Raw genomic sequence first — 21,794 nt, 5'->3', positions numbered from 1 at the left:
TACTATAATTGGGAGAGGCCACATCAAGGTATCAATGGTAAAAAACCTATCGACATGGCAGCCCTAAACAACAAATAAACACACCTGATTCTATTGCTGAATTACCTAACCCTTACAGCAATGACAAGTTTTATAATTTACTCCTTAAAACTCTTCTCCTTTCGCCTTCTCCAAAGTCTGTAAAAATAACTCCATCGGTTGCGCGCCCGATACCGCGTATTTACGGTCGAACACAAAGAACGGCACACCACGTACCCCTATCTGACCGGCTTCTAAAATATCTTGTTTGACCTCATCAGCGTATTTGTCTGATGCCAATACTCCCTCGATCTCTTCGGCCTTCAAACTGATGCTTACACCCAGTTGAGTAAGTACTTTAATGTCATCAGTATTTTTGCCATCAGTAAAATAAGCTTTAAACAGGGCCTCTTCGGCGGCATCGCCTAAGCCATTGGCCGTGGCCAGGTGCGAAAAGCGGTGCGCGTTAAAACTGTTAGCCACTACGGCGTTATCCATGTTAAATGTCAACCCCACACCAGCTGCCATTTCGGTCACCTGCGCGGCCATTTGTTTGGCGTAGTCTAACTGCCAGCCTTTGGCATCGGCCAGGTACTGGTGGATACTGATGGATGGATCGGTCACCATCTCGGGGTTCAGTTGGAAACTTTTCCAGGTGATCTCTACCTCATCGGCATTAGGGAATTTTGCTAATGCTTCTTCAAAACGGCGTTTGCCGATATAACAGAACGGACACATCACATCCGACCAGATCTCTACTTTCATATTGTAAATGTAGGTAACCGCCCCGCGCCTGCAACCTATGTCCTGCTGATATGACCTTAACTTAACAAAAAGCCCCGCCGTTACGGGCAGGGCATCCTGTGCCGCTATGCGATCTTAATTATTTTTTCTCTACCACTCGGGTAAGCACGGCATGTAAACGCTTCTCGTTCACTACCGCATCGATGGTGATGGAGTCACCGTAAAACTTGCCTACGTTCTTTAGTGGTGCACCATTATAATTCATGGTAAATACAAACTCGTTCCCGCTGATCTTACCGTCGGTCAGGGGTAATTGCCCTTGGCCGGTACTCATGGCACCGGTCAAGCTTTCGCCGTCAACCTTAAACAAGTATTCAACCGGATGATCGCCGCTCGGGGTTTTGTAAGCGCCCTTCCATCGGCCCGAAATATCGGCCATAAAAGCCAGGCAAACCAAAGCAGTGCAACACAGCAGCGCAATGGATAATAATATCTTCTTTTTCATGATCTTAAGTTTTTGCCCTAAGAGTAAAAGAGATATTTTGTAAGAAAGGTTTTAGGAAAGTGGAGATAGAGTATTGTTGAATTAACCACAAAGTGCACATTGGTTTTCAGAAAGGTCACAAAACTTTTGCTATCTACCAGGAGTGTTTCGGGGATACTGGCGATAAAATTATTGGCCAAGGCCCACAGTTAACTCACAAAGCCAACTAATCTACGGCACCTTATAATAGTAAATTGGCTGATCAAGCCCTTCGCTGGCCGTGTAATAGCCTTTACCGTCGTTAGTAAAACCTATAGCTTCGCCTTGCTTTTCTTTTTTGTAGTAAAGTTTCAGCGGTTTTTGGGTCATGGTTTCCCAGATCGGCATATCGCCGGTACGTTTCCAGTAAAATACCCGGTTGTAATTACGGAGCAGGATCTGGCTGCCATCCTTCGATATACTCCCGCCAGTGATCCACTTGAACGGCGGGATGCCGCCAAAGTGAAGGGTGGTGCGTTTGTCTAACGTAACGGTATCACCGGTTTTGTAGTTGAGTGGCGTAGTATAAACGATCACCGAGTTATTGCGCTTGGATACGATGTAGATCAGCTGACCTACCGGGTCTACCATCATGGTCTCGGCATCTTTGGGCTTATCAGGATATTTAAGATACAGCTGTTCGGCGGTTAAGCGCTTAGTAGGCTCCTCTACATCTAACTTCGGCTCCTCTATCCTGTAAATGGTAATGTACTTATGGCTGGCAGCGTTATCGCCAATATCGCCCAAGTAAACATAGTTTTTATCTTTCTCGGGGCCAGGACCAACGGCAATATCTTCCATATCCCGCACGCCATAAGGTGATCCTGAATGCGGTTCGGGGTTAAAGTTATACGTGGCCTTTAAAGTACCATCCGTGCTGATCGCAAAGAACCTGCTGGTATCGCCGCTATCGTTATGGATATAGAAGACACCGTTGTTAAGCGTAGATGCGGCAATACCCGATGTTTCGTCCATTATATCACCTTTGATATAACCGGTAATGATCTCTTTATCGCGAAATTTCTTTTGAGCGTAAGCAAAGATCAGCATAACACCAATGGCAATAACAGACAACGTGATCTTTCTTATCAAGGACATCATTCGGCGTTAATTAGAGAGCTGCAAATTTAATCTTTTTTAATACCCTACTAAGCGTATAGATATTCACAACACTCCGTTTTGTGTTAATAACTCCAAAAAAATAAATCAATTGCAGTGCCAAATGGTTATTACTGTACACCGTTAAAGCAAAACCTTATGAAAACGGATAGCAAACACTACCAGTTCGTCAACAGCCAAACCGGCAATACTATCTACTATCACTCGTTAAGCATTAGCTTTACCGAGGATGAATTGCGTGCCGAATTAGACAAAATAAAAGGCCAGGTAGCCACGCAGAACGGGCTACCCATAGGCATTATATATTGGGAAGAGGTTAAAAACGCTAATTAAAGCTTACGCCACGCCAAAACGATACTCGGTGGTCGACCTGAATTCGTCGCCATGTTTTAACACCGTCGACGGGAAATCGGGCTGATTTGGCGAATCGGGAAAATGCTGGGTCTCTAAACAAAAGCAGGTACGGCGGATATCTTTTGCGCCACCTTTAAATGTATTTTGCCCATCCATAAAATTACCGGTGTAGAGTTGCATCCCCGGTTCTGTGGTGAAAACTTCCACACTTATGCCCGTTATGTCGCCAATGGCTTTGGCAGCAAAGCTCAGTTCGTCTTCGCTCGTCTTGTTCAGCACATAATTATGATCGTAACCCTGACCAAAGCGGAGTTGCTCGTCATCAGCGTTAATATCCTGCCCGATAGCTTTAGCCGAACGGAAATCAAAAACACTTCCATCCAAACTTGCCAATTCGCCTGTCGGGATCAAATTGCCGGTGATCGGCGTAAAGCGATCGGCATTGATCTGCATGCTGTGCCCTAAAATATCGCCTTCACCCTCACCATTCAGGTTAAAAAAGGCGTGGTTAGTGAGGTTAATGATCGTGTCCTTATTCGTGGTCGCTTCATAGTCTATGCGCAAAGTAGCACCATCTATGGTGAACACTACTACCACTTTCATATCGCCGGGATAACCATCCTCCATATCTTCAGAATGATGCTGCATTACTGCGTACTGCTCATCCGAATCAATGATATCCCAAACCTTATTGTTGAATCCGCTTCCGCCATGCAAAGCATTCTCTCCATTGTTGATCGGCAGTTGATACTGCTCGCCATTTAAAGTAAACTGGCCTTTAGCTATCCGATTGGCAAAACGGCCAATGGTAGCCCCGTAGTAGGGTGCTTTAGCGTTCAGGTTATCATCAACGGTGGCAAAGCCCGCTACAACATCAACAGGGTTACCGGCTTTATCTTTAGTGATCAGTCCGGTGATACGTGCGCCGTAATTGGTGAGGTTTACTTGCAGGTGCTCGTTCTCGAGCGTAAGGATCTGTGCTTCCATAAGGTTTATTTATTCGGGTAGATGTTAATTGGTCGGTTTCTAAGTGGCGGTATTGGCCGGCCCGGCGGTTGACGGCCTGATGATCAGTTGCGGCTTAATGCTAACGACCTTGGGCTGCTCGGCAGTATCTTTTTTGCTGATACTGTTAAAATAAAGTTCGGCAATGGTCTTCCCGATCTCGGCACTATGCTGGTCGACGGTTGATATGGACGGACTGGTAATGCTTGTGAACGACTCGTTAGAATAGCCACAGATGCCCAATTGCTCGGGCACTTTAATACCCATATCATTAGCCACCTCCAACACCCGCAGAGCAGAAAAATCATCCCGCGACGCAAATACTGCATCCGGCGGGTTGGAAGAACTTAGCAAGGCACGTATCCGGTCGGCACTCTCTTCCCTATCCCAGCTGTTCGGGATGATCAGATCATGATCCAGATCTATTTTATTTTCCCACAGGGCCTTTACATAGCCCGCGTTACGCCGCTGGAAAATACCCAGATTCTGCGGGCCTTCTAATAGCGCGATACGGCGATACCCCTGCCCTATCATGTGCGATACGGCTTCCATCGCAGCCAGCTCGTTATCGTTCACCACTTTAAAAGTGTCCAGTTCATCAACCACACGATCAAACTGGATCAGCTGGATATTGTGATCGATCACGTTCTGTAAATGTGAGTGATCCGCACCGTCATCGGCAGCAACCGATACGATGATACAATCTACATGTTGATTGATGAGCGCGCTGATGCACTTCACTTCTTTCTCGTGCAACTCGTTAGATTGACAGATCACCAGGTTATAGCCTTTTTGATAGGTGACCTCCTCTATACCGGCGATCACGTTGGCAAAAAAGTTTTGATTGATACGGGGGACAACGATACCAATGGTTTGCGATCTGCCTTTACGCAGATTGGATGCCATGATATTTTGCTTGTAATTCATTTCGGCAGCGGTCTTCAGGATCAGCTGCTTGGTGTTCTCGTTCACATGGCTGCTGTTGTTCAGCGCGCGCGAAACGGATGAAGCGGTCAAGTTCAACCTTTCGGCAATGTCGTAAATGGTGACCCGTTTTTTCTGCTTCATAGATAAGTTGGCTAATATGGTAAAAAAGATGTGAAAATTTATTTCTGCAATCGATTGCCAAATAAAGAAATTAAATTTACTTTCGTTGAGTTGGATCACGATATTGACCAACCCTTAAAAACCAGTTGACCATTATTTTATCGCTATATGTTGTTAATAGGCATTGATGTAGGCACCTCTTCGGTTAAAGTTTCCGTTGTTGACGCGGCCACGCAGCGGGCCATCGTATCGGCGCAATATCCCGATACCGAGTCGCCCATAACCGCCCTTAAACCCGGCTGGGCCGAGCAATCGCCCGATATGTGGTGGGAGCAGGCACAACAGGCTATTAAACAATGCAATAACAGCGATAAGTACGATCCGCAAGATATTGCCGCTATTGGTATCGCCTATCAAATGCATGGTTTAGTATTGGTTGATAAAGATCAGAACGCTTTACGCGATAGCATCATTTGGTGCGATAGCCGCGCGGTACCTTATGGTGATAAGGCTTATAATACTTTAGGTCACGAATACTGCCTTGCCCATTATCTCAACTCGCCCGGAAACTTCACTGCCGCCAAATTAGCCTGGGTAAAGGCAAACGAGCCTGAGACCTACAGCAAAATAGATAAACTGATGCTTCCCGGCGACTACATCGCCATGAAATTGACCGGCGAGGTGACCACTTCGGCATCGGCATTATCTGAAGGGATCTTTTACGATTTTTTAAGCGACGGTCTATCGACCGAACTGCTTAGTTATTTCGGATTCGATAAAAGCTTTTTTGGCGATATCAAACCGCTGTTCTCTGAACATGGCAAGGTATCGACAGAAATGGCATCGCAACTTGGATTGAAAGCCGGTATCCCGGTAGCTTATAAAGCAGGGGACCAGCCTAACAATGCCTTATCATTAAATGTGTTGAAAGCCGGAGAGGTAGCCGCCACAGCAGGCACATCAGGCGTGATATACGGCGTGAGCGATCAATTAGCTTACGATCCGGAGTCGAGGGTGAACACATTCGCGCACGTTAACCATGCGGCCGATGATAAGCACCTTGGCGTACTGCTTTGCATTAATGGCACCGGCAGTATGAATCGCTGGGCTAAAAACACTTTCGGCACAGATCTTAACTATCAGCAGATGAACGACCTTGCCGCATCAGCACCTATCGGTAGCGCAGGTATCCGCATCCTGCCATTTGGTAACGGTGCCGAGCGTATGCTAAACAATAAAGAGGTCGGTGCGCATATCCATAATTTAGATCTTAACCTGCACGATCGCTCGCACGTGTTCCGAGCCGTGCAGGAGGGCATTGCCTGTTCGTTCCGCTATGGCTTGGATATTATGCGCAGCAATGGCATGAACCCAACTGTGATCCGTGCCGGACGCAGCAATATGTTCCTGAGCGATCTGTTCACCGAGGCTTTTGTAAATGTGACCGGCGTACCGGTAGAGCTATACGAGAACGATGGCAGTGTCGGCGCGGCTTTAGGTGCAGGTATTGGGAGTAGAATTTTTGCTAATGAGGCGGAGGCTTTTGCAAATATTGAGAGTTTGAAGACGGTTAGCCCGACGACGGATGCTTATGAGGGCGTTTATGCCGATTGGAAGGAATTGTTGTCGCAGCGGTTGGCGGTAACGAAATAAAAATTTGTCATTGCGAGGTACGAAGCAACCGCACACCCAAAGAGCGGCTCTGCTTATTCGCGGTTGCTTCGTTCCTCGCAATGACAAACTGTAATATAAAAAGTAAAATACATCTCCGGATCTTCCGGATCAAAAACTATAATTGAATGATAACCTTAGGACAAAAAGAATTTTTTAGCGGCATAAATCAAATCAAATTTGAGGGCCTGGAGAGCGATAACCCGATGGCGTTCCGCTGGTATGACGAGAACCGTGTGGTGGGTGGCAAGACCATGAAAGATCACCTGCGTTTTGCGTGTGCCTATTGGCATAGCTTTGTAGGCAATGGCGGTGACCCTTTTGGTGGCCCGACGCATGTTTTCCCTTGGGATGCTAAGGCCGATGCGGTAGAACGCGCGAAGGATAAGATGGACGCGGCTTTTGAGTTCATCACCAAAATGAATATCCCTTACTACTGTTTCCACGATGTCGACGTGGTGGACTATGGTGATGATATCAACGAGAACGACCGTCGCTTGCAGGCATTGGTGGATTATGCCAAACAAAAACAAGCCGAAAGTGGCGTGAAATTATTATGGGGTACAGCTAATCTGTTCTCGCACAAACGCTACATGAACGGCGCGGCTACTAATCCTGATTTCCATGTGTTAGCTCACGGAGCAGCCCAAGTGAAAGCTGCTTTAGATGCGACTATCGCTTTAGGTGGCGAGAACTACGTTTTTTGGGGCGGACGCGAAGGTTACATGAGTTTGCTGAACACAAACATGAAGCGTGAACAGGAACACCTGGCCAAATTTCTGCACACTGCTAAGGATTATGCCCGCAAGCAGGGTTTCAAGGGTACGTTCTTCATCGAACCGAAACCTTGCGAGCCTACCAAGCACCAATATGATTATGACGCAGCTACTGTTTCCGGCTTTTTGCAGAAATATGATCTGTTAGGCGATTTTAAGCTGAATTTAGAGGTGAACCACGCTACTTTGGCCGGTCACAGCTTCCAGCACGAGTTGCAAGTGGCTGCGGATAGCGGATTGTTAGGCTCGATAGATGCTAATCGTGGTGACCTACAGAACGGCTGGGATACCGACCAGTTTCCGACCGATATCAATGAAATTACCGAATCGATGTTAATTATTTTGCAAGCCGGTGGTTTTCAGGGTGGTGGCATCAATTTTGATGCTAAGATCCGCAGGAACTCTACCGATCCGGCAGATCTGTTCTACGCCCACATTGGCGGTATGGATACGTTTGCCCGCGGACTGATCACGGCGGATAATATCCTGCAAAAGTCGGACTTTACAAAGGTCCGCACCGACAGGTATGCATCTTACGATTCGGGTAAAGGAAAAGAGTTTGAAGAAGGGAAATTATCGCTTGAGGACCTGCGCGAATACGCGATCCAACAAGGCGAACCTGCAGCCATCAGCGGCCGTCAGGAATACCTGGAGAATACCATCAACAGGTATATATAAGGGTCTCCCTAAACCGATTTTTTTTACGGTGGCCGCCCATAGCGGTCACCGTATTTTGTTTTAGTGAGCGTTACCCCGCCCCCTGTCATCCTGAACGCAGTGAAGGACCTTCGCTACTATGCAAAAAGCCCTTCATATCGGATTTACTCAATGGTGAAGGTCCTTCACTGCGTTCAGGATGACATTGGTTTAAGATGTCCCTTCCCCCTCAACCCTTCCATATAAATATCCAGCTCCGTATCGCCAAAGCCGTAGATCTTTTCGGTATTCCAAAAGGTGCGATACAATTCGCCACGGTCGGTGATGCCGCTGTTATAAATATGTAGCAATTGTTGCTCGATATAGTTAAGTCCGAGCGCGTTGGTTTGTAAACGTTTTAGTTGAGCTGCGAGCGCGTCTTTCAAACAATGCAGGCTGCCCCAAAAGGTATTGGTGTTCAGATAGCGTTGCAGGTCGGCAGCGTTGCCATTTACGTATAACTCCCAGGCTTCGGCGGCTATAACAAAGTCGGCCTCACTCAATTGCACGCGGATGTTATCGTACAGATATTCTAATTCTTCGCCATTGAGTTCTCCCATACCGCGGAAATCGGGTTTATTAGGATATTCAGCCGGACAGATCAAACAAATAGCCGGAGAGGATAGGCTGCTGAGTTGGTTAAAGTAATTCATCACCCCTAACATATTCACCTGGCAATGCAGATCAAATTCGAACCAAAGGTTCACTTCATCATAAGCTTCGCTCAGCATGGCCAGCTGATCGATCATATCCTGCTGATAGGTGTCGGCCTTAAAAACATCGCGGATAAACTCAGCCCGCGTACGCCAAAAATCAGCAGAGGTGATCTTGGTACTCAACGGCCCTTGCGACAATACCTCGCGCCAGACCATGGTGTCGCCATCGATGTCGGTCTGTTTGAAACTGTAAAGCGTAGAATCGCCGTTGAGGATATGCAGTATGCTCATAGTGGTCGTTTGTTAATATACTCTGGGTTTAAAGAGAGAACAGGTAAAGGGCAGAAAGTTCTGTGCCAGCGTACTCCTTTTCGCCATCCTGAAGAAAATTGTTACTTTTTTAAATTCCAGATCTTTTCCGCCTTTCGGCCGATCACCCAAAACGAGAGCGCCAGAATAGTGAAAAATACCGCCGTGTTGGTATGCCGCCAAAAGTACTCGAAGTATTTGGTGTAGAGGAATATCAGCAGGAAAGTGATCCCGAATTCGCGGGCGATAACGTCGTTGCTTTTCAACCCGTAGAAAAGGAAACCTCCGGCCACAGCGGCAGATATGATACCCCAATAAAACAGGCTGATCTGCTTCACCTGCCACCAAACCTCCAGTTCGCCCAAGTTGCCGAAAACGGTCAGCATCCAAAGAGATAGGAACAGGTACAGCAAACCTACCACATAGGTAAGTTCCCAAAAGTAGCCGATCCATTTTTTGTCTTTCAGCAGGTAGCAAGCGGCAAGCAGGAGCACGCCAAAAGCTACAAAACGCAAAGGGTAATTCATCCCTAAAAAGTAATTGCTCCATTGGGTTTGGTAGCCTGTCTCGGTACCGAACCAGCTACCTAAGGATATCAGCGCGAACAGCCAGATCAACCGCGAATTGAACTTGTAAGCCAAAAAACCGTACACAAATACCGATAGCAAAAAAAGTATAGAAAAATGCCCGGAGCCATTATCAAAGGTCTTGCCCAGGTAAGCTATGCAAACAGCCGTGAACAGTATCCCGGTAAATCTCAGTGCTTCGTTACTGAACACCCGTTCGGGGTTCTTTTGCTGCATACGCCTGCCATAATAGTACATCACAGCAGCCAACAACCCTGAACCAATGCTGATCACAATATCCGGCGTATCGTATAAACTCCGGATCCATTTAATAATGCTATCGTTAATGATCATGGATCCGAAAGCGATTGCTCCGCAAACCAGCGCTATCCAGAACGAATACTTGGCCAACCGCATCCAGTCGAAACCTTTCACCTCAATAGTGCCGCGCAACTTTTCAGCGGTATCAGCATCAAGCACACCGTCAGCCTCCCATTGCCCAATGGTTCTGGTCAAAAATTCGCCTTCTTGTTTATCTATGTTCAGTTTAGACATGGTGGTTCGCTACAGCCATGGATCACCATCGATAGCTCATGGCCTGTCAATATAGAGATAATTCGGAAATAGCGGTTTTGTTCTGTTTTTGAAACGAGAGGTAAAAGAAAGGATAGCAATGACCCCGAAATCATCCGAAATTTGCCTACAACTCGTCCCTAACCTCTAACAGAAACTTCTTCAGGTTCTCTAAAGATGAGATAACCGTTTGGGTATCCTTGGTCTCGTTGCCGTTGCTTTTCAGGTGTTCTTTGGCACCGGCAAGGGTAAAGCCTTTGTCGCGGATGAGGTGGAAGATCACCTTCAGGTTCTCTACATCCTCGGGGGTGAAATAGCGGTTGCCTTTTTTATTCTTTTTAGGTTGCAGCACATCAAACTCGCGCTCGTAGTAACGCAGCAGCGACTGGTTCACATCAAACATGGCCGATACCTCGCCCATGGTGTAATACATTTTGCTGATCTCCCTTTCCTTATAAGGCATAATACAAATGTATATTTTTAGACCGAAAGTCGGAAAGACCGCAAGTGAGAAAGTTTTCTTTTACTATCCAATGGTTTTGAAAATGAACGTTCTACATTTCATCGGTACCGGCGGTCCCGCTATCTGTCCAAGTTTTGCCCCTCGCACAAGCCAACGCTTCGCAAAAGCTTCCCGTCTATCGGGTTTAGGGTGAGCGGTCTGCTTATAAAGCGAATTAAACACTTCTTACCCAAAAAAATTCTATTTTTGGCTTTGGTACAAACAAACATCTAAACTATAATGGAAATTTCGGGGATAGATAAGTACGAACTGGTGGTTGGTTTAGAGGTCCACGCGCAGTTATCTACTCAAAGTAAAATATTCTCGGCCGATTCGGCCGCATTTGGTGGTGGGCCTAACCAGCACATCAGCATGGTGTCCTTAGGTCACCCCGGCACGCTACCTTTTCTGAATAAAAAGGCGGTAAGCTACGCCGTTAAAATGGGCTTGGCCTGCAATTGCACCATCAATCTGAATAACCATTTTGCCCGTAAAAATTACTTCTACGCCGATCTGCCTAAGGGTTACCAGATCAGTCAGGATCAGGCACCGATATGCCTTGGCGGACGTGTCCCGGTAAAATTAAGCGACGGCACTAAAAAAGACATCGCCATACACCACATCCACTTAGAAGAAGATGCGGGTAAAAGCATGCACGACCAGCATGAAGCTAACTCGCTGATCGACCTTAACCGTGCCGGTGTCCCCCTGATCGAGATCGTATCCGAACCCGACCTGCGCAGCGCCGAAGAAGCCGGCCAATACCTGACGGAGATACGCAAACTTGTACGTTACCTGGATGTATGCGACGGCAATATGGAAGAGGGTAGCTTGCGTTGCGATGCCAATATCTCTGTAAGATTGAAAGGTGCGCCCGAATACGGTAACCGTTGCGAGGTGAAAAACCTGAACTCGATTCGTAACGTGCAGCGCGCCATAGAGCATGAGTTTAAACGCCAGGTAAGCGTGATCGAGGCTGGTGGCCGCATAGATCAGAACACTTTGAACTTTGATGCTGATACCGGCGAAACATCGGTACTGCGCAGCAAAGAGATGGCTAACGATTACCGCTACTTCCCCGAGCCGGATCTGCCGCCTTTGGTGTTGACGCAAGAATATATCGACGGTATACGTGCAGAGATGCCCGCCTTGCCTGCCGAACTATATCAAAAATATACGGCCCAATTTGGCCTGTCTGAATATGATGCAAGTGTACTCACCAATGATTACCACGTTGCCCATTATTACGAGCAGGTGATCAAACATACCAACAATTATAAAGCTGCAGCCAACTGGTTGATGGGGTCGTTAAAATCAGCGGTTGATCATAGCGACACTTTCGTATTAAAGCCTGAGGCCCTTGCCGGGATGATCGCTTTGGTAGATACAGGCAAGATCAACCACACCACCGCGTCGCACAAATTACTGCCCGAATTATTAAAGGGCGGCGACAAGACCGCCGAACAGGTAGCTACCGAGCTGAACCTGTTCATCAGCGATAGCGGTGATGAGCTTGACGAATTTATAGCCCAAGCCTTAGCCAAATTCCCTGATAAGGTAGCGGAATACAAAAAAGGCAAAAAAGGCGTTCTTGGTTTGTTCATGGGCGAGATCATGAAAAGATCAAAAGGCAAAATAGATCCGCAAAAAACCAATCAATTGCTTATCAAAGCATTAGAAAAATAATTTATGAAGAACCGTTTTATTGGCGCCGCGGCGCTGCTTTCTTTAGCTATCGCATCATGCGGCGATAAAGATAATTTCCACATCAACGGCGAGTTGCAAAACCCCGGCGAAGTAAAAAAAGTGTATTTGTTAGAAGCTGACAGCGCCCGCGTTAATGTGGTAGATTCTACCAATCTGAGTGAGGATGGCAAATTCAGCTTTAAACGCCCAAGCTTGTTTGCCAATTTATACAAGTTGCGCATTGGCAACGCGGTGTTTGACATGATCGCGGAGAACGGTGATGATATTAAATTTAAGACCGACCTGAAAGACGAGAAACACGCTTATGAGATATCGGGATCTAAGGAGTCTGAAAAGATACAGGAGTTTAATAAGATCAATAGTTCGTTCGGGGCCAAGCTGGAGAAAATATCGACCGATTATCAGGCTGCTGCCGAAAAGGTCGGCGGCGAGTCGGACTCACTTATCAACATCTATAAACCGCAATTTATGGCTTTGATGGATGAGCAGAGCAAGGAGATACTAAAATTTGTTAACGAAAATAAAACCTCGTTGGCGGCTTTTTACGCAGCTACTTCGCTTAATCCTACACGTTACGAGAAAGAGCTGGTGACCTATGCCGATGATATCAAGGACGAGTTTAAGACCAATAAAGGCGTGCAAAGCTTTATAAAGCAAATGGAACTGATCAAGCCGATATCGGTAGGGCATAAAGCGCCTGATTTTGAGATACCAGGGCTGAATAACAAGCCGTTGAAGTTATCTGACTATAAAGGTAAATACGTACTGATCGACTTTTGGGCATCATGGTGTGCACCCTGCCGTGCCGAAATGCCTAACGTGGTTAAGCAGTACAATAAGTTTAAAAGCAAAGGTCTGGAAGTGATCGGCGTATCGTTGGATAAAGAGAAAGCCCCTTGGGAAGCATCGGTAAAAACCATGAATATGACCTGGCCGCAAGGCTCGGAGCTGTTGGAGTGGGAAGGCCCGACATCCCGCGCTTACATGGTTCAAGCTATCCCTGCTAACTTTTTGTTAGACCCTCAGGGTAACATCGTTGCGAAGAATTTGGTAGGTACCGACCTTGAAGATTTCTTAAACAAAACGTTCAGCAAAGGTGAATAACAAGTTACGTAAAAGTAACGTTTAACAATTTGTTAATATTTCTTTAACCGCCAAGTGTGGTTAAGCACATACTTTTACGTCAAAATTCAACCGCAAAGATGAGCACAACAGCAAAGCAGAAGATACTGATCGTAGATGACGAACCGGATATCCTGGAACTTATCGAGTATAATCTGAAGAAAGAAGGCTACCAGGTTTACACCGCCCGTAACGGGCAGGAGGCCGTTGCCGAAGCTAAAAAAGTTCAGCCCGATCTGATCGTGCTGGATATTATGATGCCCAAGATGGACGGCATTGAGGCTTGCCGCATTATGCGTACCATGCCCGAGTTCAAGAGCACTTTTATGGTGTTCCTGACCGCCCGCAGCGAGGAATATTCAGAAATTGCCGGCTTCAACGTAGGTGCCGACGACTACATAGCTAAGCCTATCAAGCCGCGTGCCTTGGTAAGCCGGATCAACGCCATCCTGCGCCGTAACGCGACTCCAGAAGAGGTGACCGATAACAAGCTTGAAATAGGCGACCTGGTGATAGACCGCGAAGCTTACCTGGTTTACCAGGGCGGCAACAAAGTGGTGTTAGCTAAAAAAGAATTTGAATTACTGTACCTATTGGCTTCGAAACCCGGCAAGGTTTACACCCGCGAAGTGATCCTGAAAAACATTTGGGAAGACTCGGTAGTAGTGACCAACCGTACCATCGACGTCCACATCCGCAAGATCCGCGAAAAACTGGGTGAAACTTATGTATCTACTGTTAAAGGGGTAGGATATAAGTTTGAACTTAGTTAATTAGAGGTTAGGAATAACCTTGAGATATAAACGATTAGAGGAGGCTTAGGCCTCCTTTATTCGTTTATAGGTTGTCTGAAATGCTGATTAAATGATTATTTTGAACTCGCTGATCGCCGACTTTGCCACCGCGATCAGCGAAAATCAACGGTTCAGACAACCTTACTCGTGCAAACTCAACTCATTACCATCGGGGTCAATGATCTTGGCAAATTTACCCCAAGGCATTTTCTCTATTGGGCCAACATCAACGCCTTTGGCTTTTATAGCCTCGACCGACGCTTCAATATCATCCACATCTATCACCAAACCGCGTAAACTCCCGGCCTGCATTTGCGGGAACCAGTTAACCAGTGTGACAGAAGTTTTGGCACCGGGGATACCTAATTGTATCCAGGTTTGGTTGGGGCCGATCGCACTTTCTACCCTCAGTTCAAAACCAACTTTCAGGTAAAAATCTTTGGCCCGTTGCGGATCGGTAACGGGGATGGAGACGATGCTGATATGTTTCATAAAAGTCTTATCGTTTACGGAAAACCAATAACCAGATCAACAAGAAGTAAAACACAGCAAAGCCGATGTTGACCGCAATAGTCAGCAAATAGCTTTGAAGATGCAGAATAAGTACACAAACCTTGCTGACCAGATTAAACGTTACAGCCGCTAATAAAATGTAAGCGATGCCTAAAGGCTTTCGGTAGTTCAGGAAGTTTTTACCTTCCATTAGTGCGTAAAGCGTAAGTGCACCTACCGGGATAAGCACTAACCCGGCGTACAGGAACGGCCATACAATAAATGAACCGAAGAACATGATCCCGAACAAGTATATGATCCAGATCATCCGCATCTTATTCCGCACCCGGATATTCCGACTGCTGTCTATATCAAAGTAATTTTTGATGCTAATTGCCATGCCCTAATATAGTGCTAACGCTACGCCTTCAACAAGTAAAAAGTCAAAATTAAAAAGTAAAAATCCCTGCTACTGCCACTCGCCACGGTTACTTCCTATCTGCCAACTCAAACTGCTAACTAAACCTGCCACCCAAAATACTCGCGGGCATTGTAGAAACAGATATCCTGTACGATCTTGCCTATCCACTCAATATCGTTAGGCAACTCACCGTTCTCTACATCATCGCCGAACAGGTTACATAATATTCTGCGGAAATATTCGTGACGAGGATACGACAGGAAACTACGCGAATCCGTCAGCATACCTACTAAACGGCTCAGCAATCCCATGTTAGACAGCGCGTTCAGTTGCTTGATCATTCCATCCTTTTGATCCAAAAACCACCAGGCCGAACCGAACTGGACCTTGCCCGCTACCGAACCATCGTTAAAGTTACCGATCATGGCGGCTATCATTTCGTTATCGGCCGGGTTGAGGTTATAGATGATGGTCTTTGCCAGTTTATCTTCAGTATCCAACCTGTTCAGGAATTTGGAAATGGCCCGGGCCTGACAAAAATCGCCTATCGAATCCCAGCCCGTATCAGGACCAAGCATCGACAGCATCCTGGTATTATTATTACGTAAAGCACCTAAGTGATACTGTTGCACCCAACTTTTCTCGTGCCCCCATTTGGCAAAGTACACCAGCATGGCCGACTTAAACTTGGTTACCTCGTGCGGTAACAAAACACCGTGTGCACGAATGGTACGGAAATAGCCCGACACCTCCGCTTCGGTATAGTCTTCAGCATAGATCTGCTCCAGGCCATGGTCGGACAGGGCGCAACCGTGCTCGGCAAAGTAATCGTGGCGCGCCTTAAGGGCTTCCAGATATTCATCAAAAGTATCGATGCTGGTATTGGTGATCGTACCCAGCTTATCAATATAAGCGTTCAGCGCGTTAAGGTCGTCGGCCGCCATGGCTTTGTCGGGGCGGAAGGTGGGTAATACCTTTACTTCAAAGCCATCGGAAGCTATCTGTTTATGGTATTCCAGGCTATCCAGCGGATCATCGGTAGTGCCGATCACCTTCACATTCATGCGGGTGATCAGATTGCGCGTTCTGTATTCGGGTTTTTGCAGTTTGGCCGTACACTCATCGTAAATGGCCTTAGCCGTCTTGGGCGACAGGATCTCGTGTATATCAAAATAACGTTGCAGTTCCAAATGCGTCCAATGGTACAGCGGGTTGCGCATGGTGTAGGGCACAGTGGCTGCCCAGGCCTCAAATTTCTCGTAGTCGGTCCCGTTACCGGTGATGAATTTCTCGTTCACGCCGTTGGCACGCATGGCACGCCATTTATAGTGATCACCGTATAGCCAGATCTGTGTAAGGTTGGCAAAGTTGCCGTTAGCCGCAATCTGATCGGGCGGCAAGTGGCAATGGTAATCTATAATAGGCATCTGTTTGGCATAGTCGTGATAAAGCCGACGCGCCGTTTCGGTATGCAGTAAAAAATTCTCGTCTAAAAATTGAGCCATATTAGGTTGGTGCAGGGGCGGGATATACATGCCCCGTGTAAGGCTAAGGTATTAATTATTCTTTTGGATAGCATGTGCAGGAGCTTGCGCACGGCGGGATTATTTACGGTAACGTTCCCGAAGATCTCAATTACACTAATAAATTCTTTTATCGATAGCATCTGACCTTGATACCTTATTTTTGCCCCATGCCGCACGATGCTGTCATCCGTTACCGAACGCCGCGCCGCACGCGTATCTCGGGGATCGTTTTCTACTTTATTTCGGGTTTTGGTTATGCCGCCTGGGCATCAAGGATACCCTCGGTGCAGCACCAACTGGGCCTTAACGAGGCCGAACTTGGCGGTGTACTGTTCGCCATGCCCGTTGGCATGATGCTCACCATGCCGCTGACGGGCCATTTGCTCACCCGCTTTTCCAGCAAAAGCATTATGCTGTTCGGTGCTACCATATTTTCGGTGATGCTGGGGATGCTGGCCTTCGCTACCAAGACCTGGCATCTGGTGGCTATACTGCTATTCCTGGGTTCGTCGCGTAATTTGTATAATCTGTCGGTCAATTCGCAAGCGGTGAGCATCCAATCGCTGTACGATCGTTCCATTATGACCTTTTTCCATGGCGTATGGAGCATGGCAGGCTTTGCCGGAGCCGCCCTGGGTTATGTTCTCATCCGTAATAATGTACCCATCGGTTGGCACTTGCCGTTGGTGAGTGCGTTAATGATCGTCACCACATTTATTTTTTACCCCGATGCGATCTACCACCGCCCATCGGCGCAGCAGAAACGACCTGTATTCTCTCTGCCCGATAGTTCGCTGATCAAATTCGCGCTGATCTGTTTTGCATCTATGGCATGCGAAAACACCATGTACGATTGGGCGGGTATTTATTTTGAGAAAGCTTTGCACGTAAGTAAGGAGTCGGCCACTACGGGGTTCGTGTTCTACATGGTGGCCATGACCATCGGCCGCTTTGCCGGCGACCCGTTGGTTAACCGTATCGGCATTAAAAAGATATTGAACTACAGTGGTTGGCTGGTATTGTCCGGGCTGATGATCGCTGCTGTTGTCCCTCACCCTATTGCCGCCGTTATCGGCTTTGTATTGACGGGCGCAGGGGTATCGTGTGTGGTGCCGTTGGTATTCAGCATGGCTGGTAAATCAAAAACGATGAGCGGGGCCTCGGCACTGGCTGCTATATCTACCGTTGGTTACTTAGGCTTTTTGGTGATACCTCCATTTGTTGGTTTCATCGCACACTGGGCGGGATTAAAAGTAGCGTTCGGACTGGTAGCTTTATTGGGTGGACTGATCGTTTGGATGGTGCGGGGGATAGAGGAGGATGGTGTCTGATCACAGATCCGTAACCCCACGCCGCATACGTTTAACGTAATTGCGGATATCCAGCACAATGCCGGCGAAGAAGTAAAATACCAACGGGAAACCCACCGCCAAAAACGACGAGTAGATAAAGAACAGCCTGATCTTGTTGATAGAAATATTGAAACGCTCGCCCAGGTAGGTGCAAACCCCAAAGGAGTACCTTTCAAAAAATGTAAGGATGCGCTGTAGCATGTCAGGCCAGTTTTAATAATTTGTTACCGATGCCGCATTGCAGGCATTTTTTGGTGTCGCAATAATGTTTCTTCAGCTCCAAAAGTCCCTGCGAATCGAACGCGGTGCCGATCTTCAGCCCTAAATTAACAAATCCATCTGTAATATGGTTCTTTTCGGCCGGTAAAAATTCTAATAAAGCGATGGCTCTGCTAATGTAGTGCTGCTTTTTAAGGTGCGTACCGAAACTGAACAAAGTCACCGCCACAGCATTCAGCAGGATAGTATCGATAGCGCCCGTGCCGAGGTTTTTAGGTGTGGCTTTACTCTCTGCGTCAAAACGGTAGTGCGTCCGCCAGTATTCAATCACTTCGGTGCCGTCAAAGAGTTTGCGTAATTCCTTCGGGTCAGATAGCTCCAATATTTTTGAGAACAGGTGACTGCTGTTGACCACGAGTGCCGCGAACTGCGCCAGCCTGATAGTAGGAAAATTTTGCGGCCGCATCCTCAGGAATTTCCACAGATGTTTTTCGATCGGCATTAGCCCGTGCTTTTTACGGAGGAAGTTGTATTCCTCTTTTAGCTTGCGCGGATATTCATCGTTAAGGTCCTCCTCCAAAAAACCAGCCTGACCAAAGATCAAAGCTTCTATCTGCAAAGGATAATTTTTATGCTTGGCCAAAATGATCTGCGGTAACGAGCGGGCCATTAACTCAAAAGGGACCGCATTGGTCTTAAAGCCAAAGTTACCGGCCAGTACGCGGTAAAAGGTCTCCTCCCAATCGCCCTTGGTCAGTTCCAGTTCAGCCATGACGGCTTTGGACTTTTGATCCAGGCGTTCTACCAGTGCCCTGCTAAGCCAGTTGTGCATGGTCATGCCGTCGACGCTGCTGATCGTTCCTTCGCAAGGGATAAATTGCTGATTAGCGAAAATGAGTTTATGATAACGCTGGTAAAGTTCTTCGGGGATGCGGTCGTGCAATTCAAGGGTCTGGATCTTGCGGTTATCGTCGGACCAAACTACGGGGCGGTCGTCCTTATAGACCACATGCAAGATCACACTGCCGTAAGCGTTATCCGTCTGGTGACCGTGGCGTTCCCAATCAGCCGATGATACATGTAACTCTACATTGCCTGCCCATTCCGTATCGCCGATCCGGACACGCGCGTTCTGAAAATCTGGCCCGCCATCCTGATGCGCCATGCCTGCCGAGAATATCTCGACCTCTTCCCCATCTGTAGTTTTCAACCCCGCCTTATCGAACAGGCGAAACTTCCAGATATAATGCAGCAGGTCTTCGGTGATAAGCATGCTGTGAAAATAGTTGTTTGTGGGGACACAAACAAAGGGAAATATGCTATTTGTCATTGCGAGGAACGAAGCAATCGCGAACTATGCAAGACGGCTCTGCCTATCCGCGATTGCGTCGTTCCTCACAATGACAAATTACTTTAGCTGCTGCACTCCAAACCTAACTGCCAACTCATTCAGATCATTCACCACCGCATCAACCAGCGGGATGCCGTTCTGCATGCGATCGATCTCAGCCTCCAGTTCAGGTTCACCGGGGATGATGACATTTTGCGATGGATCTACCGTAGTGGCCGACTTGAACCGCTCGATCCAGTTATCCAGATGATGCTTAAATTCATCTACCGGGCGGAAACCGTCTACCCGCATAGCTCCTACAAAATGTCCGATGCCTTCGCCCACCGGATCTTTAGCCGGATCCATAAAGGCCACAAACGGCGGCACCCAAGGGCCATAGTTAGCCCCCGACAATACCGCCGATAAGATATCTACCGTGGCACTCAAGCCGAAACCTTTGTGGCTGCCGTGGTCACGGTCGCTGCCGAGGGGCAATAAAGACCCGCCGCTTTTTAGCGCATGCGGATCAGTGGTGAAATTACCTTCAGCATCCTGTATCCAACCTTCAGGCACTTGCTTGCCACTGCGTTGGGCTATCTCTAACTTACCGTTTGCCGCCGCCGAGGTAGCCATATCAACGATCACCGGGGGGTAATTACCTGCCGGGAAGGCGTAACACATGGGGTTAGTCCCCAGCAAACGTTCGTTACTAAAGGTCGGTGCCACCAGCGGACTGGCATTGGTCATGGCAAAGCCGATCATGTCTTTTTCTACCGCCATCAGCGCATGGTAGCCCGCTATGCCGAAGTGGTTAGAGTTACGTACCGATACCCAGCCCGAGCCATACAACTCTGCCTTTTGCAAGGCTACCTGCATGGCAAATGGTGCTACTACTAAACCAAGTCCAGCATCACCGTCAACAGTAGCTGTGGTAGGGGTTTCGTGTACTACGCGGATGTTGGGCGTAGGGTTAATGCGGCCTTTTTCCCACAGCCTTACATAGCCTGATAGACGGGCTACGCCGTGTGAGTCTATGCCCCGCAGGTCAGACTTGAGTAATACATCCGCAGCCAATTGGGCATGCTCTTGGCCACAGCCTATGGCAAGGAATATGTTTTGGGTGAATTTGCGGATGGTGGGTTCGGTGATGATCATAGGTAGTACTTTTACATCATTCCGTCATTTTGAGGAACGAAGCAATCTCTACGATAGCAGAGCGGCCCTGCATATCCCACCTTTATGTGTAGAGATTGCTTCGTTCCTCGCAATGACGTGCGTATATATTTGGCTGGTATTTATTAAACACTAAACTTCATCCACCCCTGCCCTTCATATCCAAAAATGAACTGCTTAGGGTTAATGATCTCGGCCAGTATCTCTAAAGAATCAATGATCCTTGGGCCCGGGCGGTTAAAATATTGGTTACCGTCGGCAATGTACAGGCGGTTGTTCTTTACGGCTTTCAGTTCGGCAAAACCTTCCTGTCCCAATAGCAGACCGACTTCTTTCAGAGTACGATCCAAACTAAAACCGCAAGGCATCAGAATGATCACATCCGGATCCTCGAACTGTAATTTTTGCCAGCTTACATAAGGCGAATGTTCGCCGGCTGTGGCCAATACAGGCACGCCGCCAGCTATTTCTACCAGTTCGGGTATCCAATTACCCGATGTCATGATCGGGTCAAGCCATTCTATGCAGGCCACGGTAGGCTTGTTCTCTAAAAACTTCAGTTTGTGTTTGATGATATTTACCCGCTCGTCCAGTTCTTCTAACAATTCGTAACCTTTTGGGGCGATGTCGAAAGTGTTAGCCACCGTGGCAATATCATTCAGGATATCCTTCAGGGTATCCGGGTGGAAGGATATGATCTTAACAGGTTTATCTAATAGGCCGGCTAATGAATTTTCTACCTCACTTAGTGATACCGCACATGCCTCACATTGATCCTGGGTGATGATGACATCAGGCGCTAACTCTTTGATCACATCGCGCTTAACGGTGTAGACAGACAAGGCATCGGCTAATAACTCCTTTACTTTACTGTCTATCTGGCGGCTGCTCAGGCCGTCTTCCACCATGGCTTCGGTGCAAACCGGCAGGGCTTTTACGGCTTCGGGGAAGTCGCACTCGTGCGATCGGCCTACCAAGTTTTCCTGCAGACCTAAGGCGTATATCATTTCGGTAGCGGCCGGTAATAAACTAACAATTTTTTGCCCTTGCATTAGCGCTGTGTTAAGTGTGGTGCAAATTACGGTAAATCATTAAAGAA

General features: G+C 47.4%; 22 protein-coding genes. 7 read left to right on the top strand and 15 right to left on the bottom strand.

What is annotated here, in order from left to right:
- Nucleotides 1–144: 144 nt before the first annotated feature.
- The 3 genes from IRJ16_RS20615 to IRJ16_RS20605 all read right to left on the bottom strand — a co-directional run bounded on the left by IRJ16_RS20615 (nt 145) and on the right by IRJ16_RS20605 (nt 2,386).
- Complete coding sequence (locus IRJ16_RS20615) at nt 145–783, bottom strand: DsbA family oxidoreductase (protein ID WP_194113536.1); 639 nt, start codon at nt 781–783, stop codon at nt 145–147.
- Between the two features lie 118 nt (nt 784–901).
- Complete coding sequence (locus IRJ16_RS20610; protein ID WP_194113535.1) at nt 902–1,267, bottom strand: hypothetical protein; 366 nt, start codon at nt 1,265–1,267, stop codon at nt 902–904.
- 210 nt (nt 1,268–1,477) lie between these two features.
- Nucleotides 1,478–2,386, bottom strand: a complete 909-nt coding sequence (locus tag IRJ16_RS20605; protein WP_194113534.1) for a hypothetical protein — start codon at nt 2,384–2,386, stop codon at nt 1,478–1,480.
- 156 nt (nt 2,387–2,542) lie between these two features.
- Here IRJ16_RS20605 and IRJ16_RS20600 point away from each other — a divergent pair, with 156 nt between their 5' ends.
- The gene (locus IRJ16_RS20600; RefSeq protein ID WP_194113533.1) at nt 2,543–2,737 is read left to right on the top strand and encodes a hypothetical protein; all 195 of its coding nucleotides are present in this window, start codon (nt 2,543–2,545) and stop codon (nt 2,735–2,737) included.
- 3 nt (nt 2,738–2,740) lie between these two features.
- On the opposite strand, the gene IRJ16_RS20595 is transcribed toward IRJ16_RS20600, so the two are convergent.
- Both IRJ16_RS20595 and IRJ16_RS20590 read right to left on the bottom strand, forming a co-directional pair.
- Complete coding sequence (locus IRJ16_RS20595; RefSeq protein ID WP_194113532.1) at nt 2,741–3,745, bottom strand: aldose epimerase family protein; 1,005 nt, start codon at nt 3,743–3,745, stop codon at nt 2,741–2,743.
- A gap of 39 nt (nt 3,746–3,784) precedes the next feature.
- Entirely contained in the window at nt 3,785–4,831 is a 1,047-nt protein-coding gene (locus IRJ16_RS20590) for a LacI family DNA-binding transcriptional regulator (protein ID WP_194113531.1), read from the bottom strand.
- Nucleotides 4,832–4,978: 147 nt separating this feature from the next.
- On the opposite strand from IRJ16_RS20590, the gene IRJ16_RS20585 reads away from it, so the two are divergent.
- Together IRJ16_RS20585 and xylA are read left to right on the top strand one after the other, a co-directional pair.
- Nucleotides 4,979–6,463, top strand: a complete 1,485-nt coding sequence (locus tag IRJ16_RS20585) for a xylulokinase (RefSeq protein WP_194113530.1) — start codon at nt 4,979–4,981, stop codon at nt 6,461–6,463.
- Nucleotides 6,464–6,609: 146 nt separating this feature from the next.
- The gene (gene xylA, locus IRJ16_RS20580) at nt 6,610–7,935 is read left to right on the top strand and encodes a xylose isomerase (RefSeq protein WP_194113529.1); all 1,326 of its coding nucleotides are present in this window, start codon (nt 6,610–6,612) and stop codon (nt 7,933–7,935) included.
- A 173-nt stretch (nt 7,936–8,108) separates the two neighbouring features.
- Here the strand turns inward: xylA and IRJ16_RS20575 are convergent, their stop codons facing one another.
- The 3 genes from IRJ16_RS20575 to IRJ16_RS20565 form a co-directional block, all read right to left on the bottom strand.
- Nucleotides 8,109–8,900 carry a DUF1835 domain-containing protein gene (locus IRJ16_RS20575; protein WP_194113528.1) on the bottom strand — a complete coding sequence of 264 codons (792 nt, stop codon included), beginning with the start codon at nt 8,898–8,900 and terminating at the stop codon, nt 8,109–8,111.
- Between the two features lie 101 nt (nt 8,901–9,001).
- Nucleotides 9,002–10,039 carry a DUF2157 domain-containing protein gene (locus IRJ16_RS20570; RefSeq protein ID WP_194113527.1) on the bottom strand — a complete coding sequence of 346 codons (1,038 nt, stop codon included), beginning with the start codon at nt 10,037–10,039 and terminating at the stop codon, nt 9,002–9,004.
- Between the two features lie 145 nt (nt 10,040–10,184).
- Nucleotides 10,185–10,520, bottom strand: coding sequence for a MerR family transcriptional regulator (locus IRJ16_RS20565; protein ID WP_194113526.1), 336 nt, complete (start codon nt 10,518–10,520; stop codon nt 10,185–10,187).
- Nucleotides 10,521–10,799: 279 nt separating this feature from the next.
- On the opposite strand from IRJ16_RS20565, the gene gatB reads away from it, so the two are divergent.
- The 3 genes from gatB (at nt 10,800) to IRJ16_RS20550 (ending at nt 14,161) form a co-directional block, all read left to right on the top strand.
- Nucleotides 10,800–12,245, top strand: coding sequence for an Asp-tRNA(Asn)/Glu-tRNA(Gln) amidotransferase subunit GatB (gatB, locus tag IRJ16_RS20560; RefSeq protein ID WP_194113525.1), 1,446 nt, complete (start codon nt 10,800–10,802; stop codon nt 12,243–12,245).
- 3 nt (nt 12,246–12,248) lie between these two features.
- Nucleotides 12,249–13,370: a TlpA disulfide reductase family protein gene (locus IRJ16_RS20555; protein WP_194113524.1), complete on the top strand. Its 1,122-nt coding sequence runs from the start codon at nt 12,249–12,251 to the stop codon at nt 13,368–13,370.
- A gap of 98 nt (nt 13,371–13,468) precedes the next feature.
- The gene (locus tag IRJ16_RS20550; RefSeq protein WP_194113523.1) at nt 13,469–14,161 is read left to right on the top strand and encodes a response regulator transcription factor; all 693 of its coding nucleotides are present in this window, start codon (nt 13,469–13,471) and stop codon (nt 14,159–14,161) included.
- A 162-nt stretch (nt 14,162–14,323) separates the two neighbouring features.
- Here the strand turns inward: IRJ16_RS20550 and IRJ16_RS20545 are convergent, their stop codons facing one another.
- From IRJ16_RS20545 to uxaC, 3 genes are all read right to left on the bottom strand, one after another.
- Nucleotides 14,324–14,674: a VOC family protein gene (locus IRJ16_RS20545; RefSeq protein WP_194113522.1), complete on the bottom strand. Its 351-nt coding sequence runs from the start codon at nt 14,672–14,674 to the stop codon at nt 14,324–14,326.
- A 7-nt stretch (nt 14,675–14,681) separates the two neighbouring features.
- On the bottom strand, nt 14,682–15,074 hold the full coding sequence (locus tag IRJ16_RS20540; protein WP_194113521.1) for a hypothetical protein: 393 nt from the start codon (nt 15,072–15,074) through the stop codon (nt 14,682–14,684).
- 119 nt (nt 15,075–15,193) lie between these two features.
- The gene (gene uxaC, locus IRJ16_RS20535) at nt 15,194–16,600 is read right to left on the bottom strand and encodes a glucuronate isomerase (protein ID WP_194113520.1); all 1,407 of its coding nucleotides are present in this window, start codon (nt 16,598–16,600) and stop codon (nt 15,194–15,196) included.
- Between the two features lie 188 nt (nt 16,601–16,788).
- Between uxaC and IRJ16_RS20530 the strand changes: the two genes are divergently transcribed.
- Nucleotides 16,789–17,952 (top strand): MFS transporter, encoded by a 1,164-nt coding sequence (locus IRJ16_RS20530; RefSeq protein WP_194113519.1) that lies wholly within the window; start codon nt 16,789–16,791, stop codon nt 17,950–17,952.
- Here the strand turns inward: IRJ16_RS20530 and IRJ16_RS20525 are convergent, their stop codons facing one another.
- From IRJ16_RS20525 to IRJ16_RS20510, 4 genes are all read right to left on the bottom strand, one after another.
- The gene (locus tag IRJ16_RS20525) at nt 17,953–18,174 is read right to left on the bottom strand and encodes a PspC domain-containing protein (RefSeq protein ID WP_194113518.1); all 222 of its coding nucleotides are present in this window, start codon (nt 18,172–18,174) and stop codon (nt 17,953–17,955) included. It abuts the gene before it with no gap.
- Nucleotide 18,175: 1 nt separating this feature from the next.
- On the bottom strand, nt 18,176–19,465 hold the full coding sequence (locus IRJ16_RS20520) for a DUF2851 family protein (RefSeq protein WP_194113517.1): 1,290 nt from the start codon (nt 19,463–19,465) through the stop codon (nt 18,176–18,178).
- A 135-nt stretch (nt 19,466–19,600) separates the two neighbouring features.
- Nucleotides 19,601–20,677 carry an Ldh family oxidoreductase gene (locus tag IRJ16_RS20515; RefSeq protein ID WP_194113516.1) on the bottom strand — a complete coding sequence of 359 codons (1,077 nt, stop codon included), beginning with the start codon at nt 20,675–20,677 and terminating at the stop codon, nt 19,601–19,603.
- A gap of 143 nt (nt 20,678–20,820) precedes the next feature.
- A complete protein-coding gene (locus IRJ16_RS20510; RefSeq protein ID WP_194113515.1) occupies nt 20,821–21,747 on the bottom strand; it encodes a cobalamin-binding protein in 927 nt (308 codons plus the stop codon).
- Between the last annotated feature and the right edge of the window lie 47 nt (nt 21,748–21,794).

It is taken from the genome of Mucilaginibacter myungsuensis (assembly GCF_015222005.1).
Taxonomy (GTDB): domain Bacteria; phylum Bacteroidota; class Bacteroidia; order Sphingobacteriales; family Sphingobacteriaceae; genus Mucilaginibacter; species Mucilaginibacter myungsuensis.
The sequence above is the reverse complement of the archived record's forward strand: the minus strand, read 5'-3'. Positions and strand labels throughout refer to the sequence as shown.